This window comes from Microbispora rosea (assembly GCF_900156315.1).
In the GTDB taxonomy this organism is placed as follows: Bacteria; Actinomycetota; Actinomycetes; order Streptosporangiales; family Streptosporangiaceae; genus Microbispora; species Microbispora rosea.
Genome location: NZ_FTNI01000010.1, coordinates 56,844 through 70,439, shown reverse-complemented (window position 1 = coordinate 70,439; position 13,596 = coordinate 56,844). Strand labels below are relative to the sequence as shown.

The window sequence follows — 13,596 nt, the reverse complement described above, 5'->3', positions numbered from 1 at the left end:
TGAACATTCAATTAGGAGGGGCGGCCATGCCCGCTGTCACCGCCGACACCCTGACGCTCCCACGCGTCGCCGCACCGGATCCCGCCGTCGCGGCACCACGCCCAGTTCGCTCGGTGACGACCGCGCCCAGCGGCTTCGAGGGTGAGGGCTTCCCCGTACGGCGCGCGTTCGCCGGAGTGCCGCAGCAGACGCTGGACCCGTTCATCCACATGGACCAGATGGGCGAGGTCGAGTACGCCCCCGGCGAGCCGAAGGGCACGCCGTGGCACCCGCACCGCGGTTTCGAGACCGTCACCTACATCATCGACGGCGTCTTCGAGCACCAGGACTCCAACGGAGGCGGCGGCACCATCACCAACGGCGACACCCAGTGGATGACCGCCGGGGCCGGCCTGCTGCACATCGAGAAGCCGCCGGAGCACCTGGTGGTCTCGGGCGGGCTCTTCCACGGCATCCAGCTGTGGGTGAACCTTCCTCGCGCGCACAAGTTCCACCTGCCCCGCTACCAGGACATCCGTGGGCGGGAGGCGGTGCTGCTCGCCTCGGCCGACGGCGGCGCGCTGCTCCGGGTGATCGCCGGTGAGCTGGACGGTCACGCGGGCCCGGGGGTCACGTTCACCCCGATCACGATGGTGCACGCCACCGTCAGCCCCGGCGCCCGGCTCGACCTGCCGTGGAACCCGGAGTTCAACGCCCTGGCCTACGTTCTGGCCGGTCAGGGCTCCGTGGGCGCTGAGCGTCGGCCGGTCCGCAAGGGTCAGCTCGCCGTCTTCGGCCCCGGCGGGTCGCTCACGCTCGCGGCGGACACCGCCCAGCCCCAGGCCGAGCCCAATCTGGAGGTGCTGCTGCTCGGCGGGCAGCCGATCCGCGAGCCGGTCGCGCACTACGGGCCGTTCGTGATGAACACCCGCGCCGAGATCATGCAGGCGCTGGAGGACTACCAGGCGGGCCGCCTGGGCGTCATCCCCGCCGAGCGGGTTCCGCACGCCGACGGACCCCTGACCGCGACGGACTGACCCCCACCGGCGCCCGCCGACCGGGCGGGCGCCGTCGAAAGGCCGGCCGAGAAGGGCGCCCACGCGCCGCTCGGCCGGCCTCACGCGGCGGCGAGCCGCCTTTGCCGCCGGTCACTCCGTTCCGAGCCCCGCGCTGACCGTGCGCAGCGCTTCGAGGAGATCGCGGGCCGACGGAGCCTGCTCGGGATCGACGAGCCACTGGGCCGCCATCCCGCCGAGCAGCGCCTGGTAGAACGCGCCGACAGCCATGGCCTTGCGTTCGTCCGCGGCCGGATCCAGGTGTTCGAAGATCGCCGCCAAGCCGAGCTTCGCCTGCCGGTTGGCGGCGGCGAACGCCTCGCGCAGCTCCGGGAGCCGGTCCATCTGGGCGATGAGCTCGAACTGGATGGCCCACAGCGGTCTCATCCTGGCGAACGACTCGATGATCCGCGTCCAGGTCGCCTCGAATCGCTGCGCGGGCGCGCCGTCGAGCGACGCGTCCGCGGCGAGGGTCTGCTCGATCTCCTTTCCCCATTCCTCCATCGCCTCGATGAGGGCCGCGTCGAGCAGGGCCTTCGTCGATCTGAAGTGATAGCCGATGGCGGCGAGGCTCGTGCCGGCGGCCGCCGCGATGTCACGCGCGGTGGTGCCGGAGTATCCCTTCTCCATCAGGCACCGTTTGGCGCCCGCGAGCAGATCTTCCCGGTTTCCCATGCTCAGAGCCTAGCCCATGCTCATACGGATGTCTTGGACAATCGTGCTAGACACTTGATTGAGACGCTTGTACAGTTCAGGGCATGGCGAACATCTTGATCTCCGGCGGAAGCGTCGCCGGGCTGACGCTGGCTTACTGGCTCCGCGAGCGCGGTTTCGCGGTGACCGTCGTCGAACGCGCACCCTCCCTGCGGGACGGCGGCTACAAGATCGACGTCCGGGGAGCGGCACTCGACGTCGTCGCCCGCATGGGCCTGCTCGACGAGGTGCGGCGGCACAGCACGGACATGCGGATCGCACGCTTCGTCGACGCGCGGGGCCGGCAGATCGGCACGATGAGCGCCCAGTTGTTCGGCGGCCGCGAGGGCGAGGACGTCGAGATCATGCGCGGCGACCTCACCCGGCTCCTGCACGCGGCGACCGATGACGGCGTCGAGTACGTCTTCGACGACTCCGTCACCGCGCTGCGGGAGACTCCCGAAGGGGTGCACGTCACCTTCGCCAACAGCGCTCCGCGCACGTTCGACCTGGTGGTGGGGGCCGACGGCCTGCACTCCACCGTGCGCGCGCTGACGTTCGGCGAGGAGTCGCAGTTCGTCCACGACCTCGGGCACCACATCTCGATCTTCACGGTGCCGAACCATCTCCACCTGGACCGCACCGAGATGATGTATCCGGCGCCGGGCACAAGCACCGGGATGTACAGCACGGGGCGCGCCGACGACGCCAAGGCGATGTTCCTGTTCTCCTCGCCGCCGCTGGAGTACGACCGGCGGGACCCCGCCCAGCAGAAGAAGCTGCTCGCCGACCTCTTCGCCGGTCAGGGCTGGGAGGTCCCGCGTCTCCTCGACGCCATGCGGGACGCGCCGGACTTCTACCTGGACTCGATCAGCCAGGTGCGCATGGACCGCTGGTCGTCGGGCCGGGTGGCACTCGTGGGCGACGCCGCCTACGCGGCCTCGCCCGCGTCCGGTCAGGGCACCAGCCTGGCCCTGGTCGGCGCCTACGTTCTCGCGGGCTGCCTCGCCGAGGCGGCGGGGGACCACGCCGCGGGCTTCGCCGCGTACGAGCGCGAGCTGCGGCACTTCGTGGAGGAGAACCAGAAGCTCGCCGCGAGCAACCTCAAGGGCATGGTGCTGAAGTCCGCGGCGCAGATCCGGTTCCAGATGCTGATGCTGCGGCTGATGCCGCACCTGCCGGGGAAGAACCGCATGATCGAGCGGGTCACCGAGCCGATCCGCAAGGCCGCGACCGCGATCACGATCAGGGACTACCGGACGCCGGCCGCGTAGCCGCACGCACCGTCATCCGCAGGATCGCCGGGCTCGAAAGCGGCAACATTTCCGGGATCTCCGGCATCTCACCCCACATGAGATTGCGCACGGTCCTCGCGACACTCCTCCTGACCGCCGTTCCCCTGGGTGGGCAGCCCGCGGCGGCCGCCACGCCGGTCACGATCGCGTACGCCCAGCGGACGCAGACCTGGGAACTGGTGCTGACGAACGGAGAGGTGGTGAAGGTGCCGGAAGCGCTCGCCGTGGCTCCTCACGACGCGGTCAACCCCGGGGCGCGGGCGGCGTTCCTGGTCAGCGGCGACGGCCGGCACTTCTTCTACTTCCGCAAGTCCGACGGGCGATTCACCGAGCGGACCCTGCACGGCAAGGAAAGAGCGATCCGGGACATCACGGTGGACACGGTCGGCGAGGAGTGGCCGTCGTCGGTGTCGTACGACGGCGGTTTCGTGGTCACCGGGACCTCGGCGCCGGGCCTGGGGGTCCTGGTGGACCTGCGGAAAGGCAGGAGCCTGCCGCCGCCCGGAGGAACGGACACCTGGAACTTCGCGGGATTCAGCCCGGACGGTGAGCGGTTGCTGCTGCAAGAGTACGGAGATGGCCGGATGACGGTGTTCGACCGGGGGCTGCGCGCCCGCCTGCGGTCGAAGACGCGGCTGTGGGCGACGGCCCTGGCGAACGACTACGTGACGGCGGCGGAGCCCGTCGGTCCGTGGCCCGCGTCGCGCAAGCTGCGCCTGGTCGACCTGCGCACCGGCAAGGCGAGCGGCACCGTGACCGTGCGGCTCCCCCGCGGGCAGCGGATCGACGATCTCGACTTCGACAAGGCGGGACACCTGGTCGTCCGGTCGAAGACCACGACCGGGGTGGCGGTCTACCGGGTCTCGAAGACGACCGGCGCGGTGACGCCGCTGCGGACGATGGTCAGGCCCGACGTGAAGGTCTGGGTGCTCCCCGGGGACGACGAATACGAGCCGTGGGCGGAGAAGAAGTGAGTCCGGCCCTTGCCGCCGGCCACGTGTGAACGGCCACGTGTGAACGGCTCCCCTCCCTCAGACGTCGTACTGGTGAGCGGAGGGGAGAGCATCGTGCGTACCGCATTCGTCTCGGGCCTGACGGCGCTCGGGCTGGCGTGCATGCCGGCCGTGGCGGCCTCAGGGGTGACCGACCAGGGCGGCCAGGCCGGTGAGACCGCGCCGGCGTGGCGGCTGACCAGGGTGAACACCCTGCCTGGGGACGACGTGCTCGACGACGTGACCGTCCTGGGCAACGGGTCGGTGTGGGCGGCCGGTCACCGGGCCGTGAACGGCAGGCTGCGGGGCCTGGTCGAGTGGTTCGACGGCACAGCGTGGAAGGTGATCCCCGGCAGCCCGCCGTACGAGCTGAAGGCCGTGACCGCCGGCTCGAACAGGGACGTATGGGTCTTCGGCCCGGGGAAGGCGAGCCGGTGGAACGGCCGGGCATGGGCCACCTCCTCCCTCGGCAGCGGCTTCTCCACGACGGACGCCGACGGAACGGGCGCGAAGGACGTCTGGGCGGTCGCCGAGTCCTCGGCCTCGGCCAGGCACTGGAACGGGTCGTCCTGGAAGAGCGTCCGGCTGCCGGCCCACGCCGCAGCCGTCGACGCGTACAGGGCCGGTGACGTCTGGGCGGCGGGAACCAAGGGCAGCCGTCCCGCGATCATGCGGTGGAACGGGAAGGCCTGGGCACTGGCGCCCACCCCCTCGATCACGCTTCCCGCTCCCGACGCCGCCGCGGTCCTCAACGACATCGCCGTCCTGGGCCCCGGCAACGTGTGGGCCGTCGGCGGCGTCAGCTGGGAAGGCGCCAATGACGAGGGTGACGACGTGACCTTCAGCCGCACCCTGGTCATGCGCTGGAACGGCCGTTCATGGAGTGCCTCGCTCGGTGCCGCCAACGCCCAGCCCTACACGGAGGTGGAGCCCGACGGCAGGGGCGGCGTGTGGGTCGTGCAGGGCAACTGGAACCCCACTCTGTGGCGGGTCACCGGTTCGACGTGGCGGAGCACCCCGATCCCCCGGAAGGCCGGCACCGACGCCGCCCTGTTCTCGATCGCGCGCAGGCCCGGGACGACGACGGTGTGGGGCGCGGGCTTCACCGTGCCGCAGGGCGACCCCGACGACCCCTCGGCCAACGGCGCCTTCTGGCGTACGAACTAGCCGGCCTGCGGGTCACGCCAGCTGGTGCAGAGCGGCGATGACCTGCCGGCCGACGGGTGTGGTGAAGTCGCGCACCATGTCGGCGGCGAAACCCGCCACCGAAGTCACCACGCCGCCCGCGGCCTCGATCTGCCGCAGGGCGGCGTCTTCGGTGCGGGCGGCGATGCCCCCGCAGGCGTCCACCAGGACCTGAACGTCGAGGCCGCCCTCGATCGCGTCGAGAGCGGTGCGCAACACCACGATCTCCGTCGTCACCCCGCAGATCACCAGGGTGGAACGGCCCGCGGACAGGACGGCCTCGCGCCAGGCCACGTCGTCCCAGCAGGACGGTCCGGTGCGCACGTACGGCTCACCGTCCGGCAGTTCCTCGACCATCACGGGGCCGCCGGGGCGAGGCGCGGCCGAGAGGGTGAACGGGATGTCCAGGGCTGCGACGAGTCCGTTCAGGACCTTGGCCGCACGGCGGATGGAAGAGGCCGGGTTGGTCGCACTGGCCTCGACGATGCCGGCCTGAAGGTCGGCGAACACCACGTGGACGGAGGCGGGGTTCAGCATCGTTCTGACTCCAAATCGTTCAAAGATTGAATCGTTTAAGGACGGTAGCATTAAAGGCATGAACGATGTCAAGCTGACCTCGACGCTGGCCTTCCGGCTCGGCACGCTGGGGGCCGTTGTGACCGAGCGATTCTCGGCGCGCCTGGCCGGCCACGGCCTCAAGCCCAAGCACATAGGACTGCTGACGGTGCTGGAGTCCGGAACGGCGACCTCTCAGCTCGACATCGCCAAGCTCATGAACGTGGCGCCCAGCCTGGTGGTGTCGCTCGCCGACCGCCTGGAGGAGCTCGGCGCCATACAGCGCGAACGCGACCTTTCGGACCGGCGCAGGCAGACGCTCACGCTCACGGAAGAGGGCCGGGAGCTGCTGGCCACCTGCACCGCGGCGGCGGCCGAGCTCGACAGCGAACTGACCGACGGCCTCGACCCCGAGGAGACCGAGGCACTGCGGAGCGTTCTGCGCACGCTGGCCCGCCGCAACGGCCTGCCCGCCGACTAGCGGCGGCTAGCGGCGGCTAGCGGCGCATCCACGGACCATGACCGGGTCCGGTCACGCGGTGGTTGTGCATATGCCGGGCCGACGCCTCGACGGCGCCGCGAGGCCGCGAGGCCGCGAGGCCGCGAGGCCGCGAGGCCGCGATGGCGGGCACGCGTTTGCGCCGCGGCGAGCACCCCGCCTTGGGAGCCCCCCTGCGACCGGAAGATCCCGGCAAGTGTGACGAGCGCCACATTTTGTATACACAGCCGTCCTGACCTGCGGTTTCGCGCTTTTGATCCTTTTTATGCGGTCATTACCCTTTTCATGCCCTTTGCGGCGATATGGGCTGCTTGGTAGTTTCCTTGCCCTGCGGTGGGGTCCGCGTGACCTCGCCGTGACGAACCCGGCCCGGCCGGGTTCGACCATCCACTGTCACCGTCGCCACGTCCTCTCCGCCCCCCTGGGCGACGGTGATGCCGAATCCGTGCAGCAAGGAGGCTCGGAGCCGGGGAACCAATCGACCTTCGACGAAGGTCTGGGGTGAATCGGCGCGCCAGCGCCGTAGGGCAACTTCCCTGCCCGAATCCGTCAGCTAACCCGGTAGGCGCAAGCGGAAGACCAAAGGGAGAGATCCCCTGTCCACCAACTCCACCACTCTGCTCCGCATCGCCTGCGTCACGCTCAGTAGCGCGGCGCTCACCGCGTCCGCGGGAGCATTGAGCGCACTCCCCGCAGCCGCCGCACCGGCGACGGCCCCGCCCCCGGCCTCGACGATCATCCCGCCCGAGCCCGCCGCCACGGCGACCACCCCGTACAACCGCGAGGCTCCCCTGACGTCCACGGCGGACGACTCCGCCACCACGAAGCTCACCAAGTCGGCCCTCCAGCAGCAGAAGGCCGAGCGCGCCATCGAGGTGGCGAAGAAGCAACTCGGCGATCCGTACGTATGGGGCGCCACGGGCCCACGGGCGTTCGACTGCTCCGGGCTGGTCCAGTTCGCCTGGCGCAAGGCCGGCGTCAAGCTCCCGCGTACGACGTGGTCGATGCTCAACGCCGCCAAGAAGAAGGTCTCCCTGCCGCACCTCAAGCCCGGCGACCTCATCTTCACCAGTGGCGGCGGCCACGTGGGCATGTACATCGGGCACAAGAAGGTGATCAGCGCCCCCCACAGCGGCGCGGTGGTCAGCATCGACAAGCTCGACTCCTACTGGAGAGGCAGCTTCCTCACCGCCGTACGCCCCGGCGTCTGACCTGGGAAATCCTCCGTGGAGATGCCCCGAAGCGCGCCGTCGGGGCGTCTCCACCGGAGGCCGGCCGCGGGCCGGAGGCTACGCGTCCTCCACGATGAGGCGCTGGAGCAGGGCCAGCAGGGTCGCGCGGTCCGCGTCCGTCAAGGCGGTGTAGCACCTGGCGAGCACCTCGTCGGCGACCTTGTGCCCGGCTTCCAGGACCCGCTCGCCGGAAGAGGTGAGATGGTGCTCGATGCGCCGGCCGCGCCCGGGCCTGCGCTCGATCCATCCCTGGGCCACCAGCCGACCGGCGAGGGCCCCGAATGCCTGCTCGGTCTGGAACGTCGCCGCGGCCAGTTCCCGGGCCGACGCCCCGGGAGAACGGCTGATCGCCCGGAGGGCGTCCCACTGGGCGAGCGTCGCGCCGACCGCCGACAGCCCGCCCTCCAGGGCCCGGTGCTGCCGATATTGGACCTGCTTGACCGCTCGCCCGAGTTGTTGCAGATCACTACGCACGAGACGAGTGTAGTACGAAAACTAAGCTAGTTTAAATAAACTTCTTTAGTTATGCTGCGGCTATGGACACCATCCCGCTCTATGACGATCTGTCCCTCCACGTGTCGGAGGCCGGAACCGGCAGACCGGCCCTGATCCTGCACGGCGGCGGCCCCGCCACGGTCGCCGGGCTCGCCGGGCACCTCTCCCGGACGACACACACCGTCACGCCCGTGCACCCCGGCTGGGACGGCGCCCACCGCCCCTCGTGGCTCACCGGCATGGACGACCTCGCCCTGACCTACCTGCACTGTCTGCATCGCCTGGGACTGCGCGACGTCCTCGTCGTCGGCTCCTCCCTCGGCGGCTGGACCGCCGCCGAGATGGCCGTACGCGACACGGCGGGCGTCATCACCGGGCTGGTGCTGATCGACGCCGTCGGCGTGGACGTGCCCGGCGAGCCGATCCGCGACTTCTTCTCCCTGGACGCCCGCGGCGTCGCCGAATACGCCTGGCACGACTCGCAGCGCTTCTACGTCGACCCGGCCGGCGTCCCCGCCGACCAACTCGCGCGCCGGGCAGCCGACATGGCCACCATGCGCACGCTGGCGGGCGACCCCTACATGCACGATCCCAAGCTGCTCCGCCGGCTGCGACACCTCGACGTGCCCGCTCTCCTGCTGTGGGGGGAAAGCGACCGGATCGTCACGCCCGCCTACGGCGCCGCCTACGCCGACGCCTTCCGGAACGGCCGGCTGGAGGTGATCCCCGAGGCCGGTCACCTCCCGCACATCGAACAGCCGGCGGCCACCTTCGCCGCGATCGACCGTTTTCTGCACGCGGCCGCGACCGGTTCCCCGGCGACCACGGCATAGCCCACCGTCATCCGGCGGTCCTGCGGGCGGAGGCCGCGAGCCGGTCCGCGAGCGCGGCGACGAGGTCGCGTAGCTCGTCCGGTCGCTCGATGACGAACGGCCGGTCGAGCGACGCGAGCACCGCGGGCAGCCAGTCGAGCCGCTCCGCTCGCACCTCGACGCGGAGCCAGCCCTCGTCGCCGGGATCCATGCCCTCCTCCGACGGGCACTCCTCCACGGTCGCGACGCCGGCGGGAAGCCGGACACGGATCTGCTCGGCCGTCCCCTGGATCCGCAGGACGACTTCGTGCCGATATCGAGCCGTGGCGAATCCGGTCAGGACGTGCTGCGCCGGGTCGAGCCCGGCGGGCGGCTCGAACGAACCGGGCAGCGCCCTCGCGTCCGCGATGCGATCCAGCCGGAAGGTCCGATCCTCGCCGATCTCCGGATCCGCGCCCGTGACGTACCACCGGCCCGAATGGGCGACGAGCCCGTACGGATGCAGCGTGCGCTCGCTGCGCCGCCCGTCGGCGGCGGTGTACCTGATCGAGATCGGCCGGCGATGGCGCACCGCGTCGGCGACGGTGAGCAGGACCGCGGTCTCGGGGACGGCGAACTCGCCGGGCGGAGCCGTGAACGCGAGGGATTCGAGCACGGTGTCGAGCCTGCGGGCGAGCCGCTCGGGCAGGACCCGCCGGATCTTGGCCGTCGCCGTCTCGCTCGCCGTGCCCGCCGCCGTCGTCAACCCCGCCCGGCGACCGGCGACCAGGCCGAGCAGCACGGCGAGCGCCTCGTCGTCGCTCAGCATGAGCGGAGGCATGCGGTATCCGGGGGCGAGGCGGTATCCGCCGTAGCGGCCGCGCACCGACTCGACGGGGACGTCGAGGTCGATCAGGTGGTCCACATACCGCCGCACGGTGCGCTCGTCCACGCCGAGCCGGTCGGCGAGCTCGGCCATCGTCCGGATGCCGCCCGACTGCAGGAGCTCCAACAGCGTGAGAACGCGATGCGTAGGTCGGGCCACGTCACACAATCTAGTGACGATACTGGGCGGTTTCTGTCCGGTATCCGCCCTAGTGTTCCGCGGGAGAACGGCCCCACGAACCAGGGAGATCACCATGGACTTCGTATCGATCCGCATCATCACGGCCGACGTGGCGCGCCTCGTGGGCTTCTACGAGCGCGCCACGGGAGTGCGCGCTACCCGATACAGCGAGGACTTCGCCGAGATCAGGACCACCTCCGCCACCCTCGCGATCGGCAGCACCCGCACCGTTCCGTTCATCGCGCCCGGCGCCGCCAGGGCGGCGGACAACCACAGTGTGATCGTCGAGTTCCGCGTCGACGACGTGGACGGCGTGCATCAGAGCCTGACCGGCCACGTCGAGGACTTCGTCCAGGAGCCCACCACGATGCCCTGGGGCAACCGGTCGCTCCTGCTGCGCGACCCCGACGGCAACCTGGTCAACTTCTTCACCCCCGTCACCCCGGCCGCCGTCGCGAAGTTCGCCCGCTGACGACCGCGGCGGCGCGGGCGGCCTCCCTCACGGCCGATCGGCCGCCGGGCCGAGCGCGAGCCCGGCGGCCAGAGCGTCGAGCATGCCCTGGCGGAACGCGCGCATGGACGGCGCGGTCGCGTGGTGGTCGAAGTCGGCGGCGTGGTACATGCCGGGCTCGACGACGAGGTCGACCGGCGCGCCGGCCGCCCTGAGCCCGTCGGCGTAGCGCAGGTTCTCCTCGTAGAAAAGATCGAGGTCGCCGACGCCGATCCACGCGGGCGGCAGCCCACGCAGGTCCTCCCGGCGGCCCGCCGCGGCGTAGGGGCGGGATTCGGCGACGCTCGGCCCGTGACCGAGATAGCAGGTCCAGGCGTACGCGTTGGAGCGGGGCGTCCAACCGATCCTGCCGCGTCCCCGATGGTCGCGCACCAGGGCCGTACGGTCGTCCAGCATGGGATAGAGGAGCATCTGGAACGCCACCGGCAGCCCGTGGTCGTGCGCCTTCTGCACGACCGAGGCCGCCAGCCCGCCGCCGGCGCTCGCTCCGCCCACCGCGACACGCGTGCCTTCCCCGCCGAGTGCGGGGGCGGCGTCGTGCAGCCAGCGCAACGCGGCGAAGCAGTCGTCGAACCCGGCGGGGAAGGGGTGCTCCGGAGCGAGCCGATAGCGTGGGCTCACCACCACGATCCGCAGGTCGCGGGCGATGCGGCTGCACAGTTCGTGGTCGCTCTCGGGGTGGCCGAGGATCGTGCCGCCCCCGTGGATCCACAGCAGCGCCCCGCCGGGGCGCCGGTGACCGGGCGGCTCGTACACGAAGGCGTCCCGTCCGCCGGGGACGTCGTGCCGCGTGATCGCCACCCCCGCGACCGGGTCCGACGCCCGGCGTGAGCGCCGCCGGGCCAGGGCCAGGCTCCGCCTGCCGATGATCGGGCGCGGCAGCCACAGCGCGGGTGCCCTCAGCTCCGGCGCGACGGCGGACAGTGAATGGTGACGACGCGCCGCGGAGACCGCCACCGAGGCGGCGGCCGCCGCGAGCACTCCCGCCGCCGCACCGCGCGACATGCTCAACGCCCTGCTCCCGTGGGCACGGGAACGACCACAGAGGTGGCGTCCTCGTTCAGGATGAGTTCGAGAACGGGCGCGATCGTCCCACCGAAGGCGGCCCTGGCCTCGGCGGGCCCGGCCTGCCACGGATCCGTTCCTCCGGTGGAGCGGTAGTTGACGAAGCCCACGACCTTCAGGTCGGGCAGGACCACCCAGGCGTACGCCTGGTCGGGCTGTTCCGCGGGGTTGCCCAGCACGAGCCCCGAGCCGTTCAGCGGCGTGTACGGCCCGGTGAGGCTGGGGGCGACGAAGCCGTAGAGCCCGGTGGGCGCGCTTCCCGGCGGGTGGAACGAGTGACGATGCGTGCAGAAGAAGAGGTAGTACGACGACCCGTGCACCACGACGTGCGGCCGTTCGATCTCGTGGTTGACTCCGTCGGCCACGAGGAGCGGCGGCCGCAGCGACCAGCCGCCCGGTGTCGCGGCGGCGAGGGCCACCGCGCCCATGAAGGCGTGGTCCGCGTCGGCGGACGCCGCGACGGACGCGGCGACGAGCAGATACTCGCGCCCGTCGGCGGGGTCGCGGAACCATCCCGGATCGCGGAAGGCCTTGATCCGCCCGGGTCCTCCCTCGACCTCGTCGGCCGGCAGGTACGTCACGCCGTCCGAACGGAGGATCTCCCGGTGCTCGGCGGCCTGGTCCAGCAGGATCCGGCCGTCATCGGTCACCAGCCGGCCGCGGGCCTCGACGACCGTCTGGGCGAACGTCGGGCGGGCCTCCCCTCGCCGGCCCGCGGCCGTGTAGAACACCGACAGCGTGCCGTCCGGTCTGCGGACCGTCGATCCCGACCATTCGCGACTGCCCGGCGAGGCTCCGTCGGCGAAGACGTGGCCGAGGTCGGTCCAGCCGTCGGCGTCCCTGGCGAGCAGCCGGAGGCGGGCGCGGTCATGACGCTCCTCGGGGTGGCCGAGGGCGGGCGCGGAGAGCGCGATCCACAACTCGCGGCCCCGCACCACAGTCGTCGAGCCGTCCTCCTCCTGGATCGGCCACAGATCCCAGATGTCGTCGTGCGGCAGCACGCGCGGCGGGGCAGGAAGGCCGATGACCGGTGCGGTCGTCGCCGCGTCGCCAACCAGCGCGGCGAGGTGCTCCCGCGTCCAGCGGGCGGGCTCGCCGTTCACGCGGTCCCCCCGTCACGTCGCCGCCCGCCGGCGAGCACCTCGTGCGCGCCGGACCGGATCTCCGGTCCGGGCGTGCCGTCTCGCCGCCCCCATGCAGCCATGCGAAGAACCTCCAACTCAGTCGCGCGGGCTGTTTCCCGGCGTGTCACGGAAAGCGTCATCAGAAACGGGGTGAGTTCGGCGCGGCCACTGCCGCGCGTGCGAGTTCCACGGCTCCGGCCACCCCCGAACGGTCGCCGAGGAAGGGGCCGGTGACGTACTCCTCCATGGCCGCGGGGCCGACGGGCACCGGCGCCCCCGGGTAGCCGGCGGTGAGGGTGAGCAGCCGCGCCCGCACGGCGGGAAGCAGCGCGGGGCGCTTGGCGACGCCCCCGCCCACGACGATCCGCTCGGGCGACAGCGCGTAGGTCAGGTTCATCACCGCGAGGGCGACGTACTCGGCCTCGAGTTCCCACACCGAAGGGTCGTCCAGGTGCTCGGCGGGCCGCCCCCATCGCCGGCGCATCGCCGCACCCGACGCGAGCCCTTCGAGGCAGTCGCCGTGGAACGGACAGCTCCCCTCGAACGGGTCCCTCTCCAGGTCGTGGGGGATGCGGATGTGCCCGAACTCGGGATGCAGGAGCCCGTGCACGAGCCCGCCGTTCACCACCGCCCCCATGCCGATGCCGGTGCCCACGGTGATGTACGCGAGCGTGCCGAGCCCCGCACCCGCTCCCCGCCGCCATTCCCCCAGCGCCGCGGCGTTGACGTCCGTGTCCAGGCCGACGGGTACGCCCAGCGCGGCGCGGAAGGGGGAGACGACGTCGACGTCCGCCCAGCCCGGCTTCGGCGTGGCCAGGATGTGGCCGTACGTCGGCGAGCCCGGCCGCACGTCCACCGGGCCGAAGGTGCCGATGCCGAGCGCGGCGATCGGCTGACGGTCCTCGAAGAACCGCATCGCGGCGCCGATCGTCGTCTCCGGCGTGGTCGTGGGGATCACCTCGGTCGCGAGGAGGTCTCCCTCGGCGTCGGCGACCGCGCACACCCACTTCGTCCCGCCCGCCTCGATCCCCCCGAAGAACGGGGCAGCTTCGTCCATGT

General features: G+C 71.5%; 15 protein-coding genes and 1 riboswitch. Of the genes, 8 read left to right on the top strand and 7 right to left on the bottom strand.

All coding sequences use genetic code 11. The features are described from left to right. The first annotated feature begins 26 nt into the window (after nucleotides 1–26). Complete coding sequence (locus BXA11_RS16275; protein WP_076435373.1) at nucleotides 27–1,016, top strand: pirin family protein; 990 nt, start codon at nucleotides 27–29, stop codon at nucleotides 1,014–1,016. A gap of 111 nt (nucleotides 1,017–1,127) precedes the next feature. On the opposite strand, the gene BXA11_RS16270 is transcribed toward BXA11_RS16275, so the two are convergent. Further along, nucleotides 1,128–1,709 carry a TetR/AcrR family transcriptional regulator gene (locus tag BXA11_RS16270; RefSeq protein WP_076435371.1) on the bottom strand — a complete coding sequence of 194 codons (582 nt, stop codon included), beginning with the start codon at nucleotides 1,707–1,709 and terminating at the stop codon, nucleotides 1,128–1,130. 83 nt (nucleotides 1,710–1,792) lie between these two features. Between BXA11_RS16270 and BXA11_RS16265 the strand changes: the two genes are divergently transcribed. The 3 genes from BXA11_RS16265 (at nucleotide 1,793) to BXA11_RS16255 (ending at nucleotide 5,181) form a co-directional block, all read left to right on the top strand. Beyond that, nucleotides 1,793–3,001, top strand: coding sequence for an FAD-dependent monooxygenase (locus BXA11_RS16265; RefSeq protein ID WP_076435369.1), 1,209 nt, complete (start codon nucleotides 1,793–1,795; stop codon nucleotides 2,999–3,001). A gap of 77 nt (nucleotides 3,002–3,078) precedes the next feature. Beyond that, complete coding sequence (locus BXA11_RS16260; RefSeq protein ID WP_143734317.1) at nucleotides 3,079–3,996, top strand: hypothetical protein; 918 nt, start codon at nucleotides 3,079–3,081, stop codon at nucleotides 3,994–3,996. Nucleotides 3,997–4,089: 93 nt separating this feature from the next. Next, a complete protein-coding gene (locus BXA11_RS16255) occupies nucleotides 4,090–5,181 on the top strand; it encodes a hypothetical protein (RefSeq protein ID WP_076435365.1) in 1,092 nt (363 codons plus the stop codon). Between the two features lie 12 nt (nucleotides 5,182–5,193). On the opposite strand, the gene BXA11_RS16250 is transcribed toward BXA11_RS16255, so the two are convergent. After that, entirely contained in the window at nucleotides 5,194–5,736 is a 543-nt protein-coding gene (locus BXA11_RS16250) for an isochorismatase family protein (RefSeq protein ID WP_204053510.1), read from the bottom strand. Nucleotides 5,737–5,794: 58 nt separating this feature from the next. Here BXA11_RS16250 and BXA11_RS16245 point away from each other — a divergent pair, with 58 nt between their 5' ends. After that, the gene (locus tag BXA11_RS16245; RefSeq protein WP_076435363.1) at nucleotides 5,795–6,235 is read left to right on the top strand and encodes a MarR family winged helix-turn-helix transcriptional regulator; all 441 of its coding nucleotides are present in this window, start codon (nucleotides 5,795–5,797) and stop codon (nucleotides 6,233–6,235) included. Between the two features lie 443 nt (nucleotides 6,236–6,678). Next, a riboswitch (cyclic di-AMP (ydaO/yuaA leader) is annotated at nucleotides 6,679–6,836 on the top strand. Between the two features lie 94 nt (nucleotides 6,837–6,930). Next, a complete protein-coding gene (locus BXA11_RS16240; RefSeq protein ID WP_239104848.1) occupies nucleotides 6,931–7,464 on the top strand; it encodes a C40 family peptidase in 534 nt (177 codons plus the stop codon). Between the two features lie 78 nt (nucleotides 7,465–7,542). On the opposite strand, the gene BXA11_RS16235 is transcribed toward BXA11_RS16240, so the two are convergent. Then, on the bottom strand, nucleotides 7,543–7,959 hold the full coding sequence (locus BXA11_RS16235; RefSeq protein WP_076435362.1) for a MarR family winged helix-turn-helix transcriptional regulator: 417 nt from the start codon (nucleotides 7,957–7,959) through the stop codon (nucleotides 7,543–7,545). Nucleotides 7,960–8,021: 62 nt separating this feature from the next. Between BXA11_RS16235 and BXA11_RS16230 the strand changes: the two genes are divergently transcribed. Then, nucleotides 8,022–8,813, top strand: a complete 792-nt coding sequence (locus tag BXA11_RS16230; RefSeq protein ID WP_076435360.1) for an alpha/beta fold hydrolase — start codon at nucleotides 8,022–8,024, stop codon at nucleotides 8,811–8,813. Between the two features lie 7 nt (nucleotides 8,814–8,820). Here BXA11_RS16230 and BXA11_RS16225 read toward each other — a convergent pair whose 3' ends face one another. Further along, nucleotides 8,821–9,816, bottom strand: coding sequence for a helix-turn-helix transcriptional regulator (locus tag BXA11_RS16225; protein ID WP_076435358.1), 996 nt, complete (start codon nucleotides 9,814–9,816; stop codon nucleotides 8,821–8,823). Between the two features lie 94 nt (nucleotides 9,817–9,910). On the opposite strand from BXA11_RS16225, the gene BXA11_RS16220 reads away from it, so the two are divergent. Then, nucleotides 9,911–10,309, top strand: coding sequence for a VOC family protein (locus BXA11_RS16220; protein ID WP_076435356.1), 399 nt, complete (start codon nucleotides 9,911–9,913; stop codon nucleotides 10,307–10,309). 27 nt (nucleotides 10,310–10,336) lie between these two features. On the opposite strand, the gene BXA11_RS16215 is transcribed toward BXA11_RS16220, so the two are convergent. From BXA11_RS16215 to BXA11_RS16205, 3 genes are all read right to left on the bottom strand, one after another. Then, complete coding sequence (locus tag BXA11_RS16215) at nucleotides 10,337–11,353, bottom strand: alpha/beta hydrolase (protein ID WP_076435354.1); 1,017 nt, start codon at nucleotides 11,351–11,353, stop codon at nucleotides 10,337–10,339. Nucleotides 11,354–11,355: 2 nt separating this feature from the next. Then, nucleotides 11,356–12,516, bottom strand: coding sequence for a glycoside hydrolase family 68 protein (locus BXA11_RS16210; RefSeq protein ID WP_076435352.1), 1,161 nt, complete (start codon nucleotides 12,514–12,516; stop codon nucleotides 11,356–11,358). A 160-nt stretch (nucleotides 12,517–12,676) separates the two neighbouring features. After that, nucleotides 12,677–13,594 carry an ROK family protein gene (locus BXA11_RS16205; protein WP_083744289.1) on the bottom strand — a complete coding sequence of 306 codons (918 nt, stop codon included), beginning with the start codon at nucleotides 13,592–13,594 and terminating at the stop codon, nucleotides 12,677–12,679. Nucleotides 13,595–13,596: the final 2 nt, after the last annotated feature.

Coding starts and splice junctions, on each gene's coding strand:
- BXA11_RS16265 (WP_076435369.1), top strand. CDS start 1,793: ATGGCGAACATCTTGATCTCCGGCGGAAGCGTCGCCGGGCTGACGCTG.
- BXA11_RS16205 (WP_083744289.1), bottom strand. CDS start 13,594: ATGGACGAAGCTGCCCCGTTCTTCGGGGGGATCGAGGCGGGCGGGACG.
- BXA11_RS16230 (WP_076435360.1), top strand. CDS start 8,022: ATGGACACCATCCCGCTCTATGACGATCTGTCCCTCCACGTGTCGGAG.
- BXA11_RS16215 (WP_076435354.1), bottom strand. CDS start 11,353: ATGTCGCGCGGTGCGGCGGCGGGAGTGCTCGCGGCGGCCGCCGCCTCG.
- BXA11_RS16220 (WP_076435356.1), top strand. CDS start 9,911: ATGGACTTCGTATCGATCCGCATCATCACGGCCGACGTGGCGCGCCTC.
- BXA11_RS16260 (WP_143734317.1), top strand. CDS start 3,079: ATGAGATTGCGCACGGTCCTCGCGACACTCCTCCTGACCGCCGTTCCC.
- BXA11_RS16275 (WP_076435373.1), top strand. CDS start 27: ATGCCCGCTGTCACCGCCGACACCCTGACGCTCCCACGCGTCGCCGCA.
- BXA11_RS16250 (WP_204053510.1), bottom strand. CDS start 5,736: ATGCTGAACCCCGCCTCCGTCCACGTGGTGTTCGCCGACCTTCAGGCC.
- BXA11_RS16270 (WP_076435371.1), bottom strand. CDS start 1,709: ATGGGAAACCGGGAAGATCTGCTCGCGGGCGCCAAACGGTGCCTGATG.
- BXA11_RS16245 (WP_076435363.1), top strand. CDS start 5,795: ATGAACGATGTCAAGCTGACCTCGACGCTGGCCTTCCGGCTCGGCACG.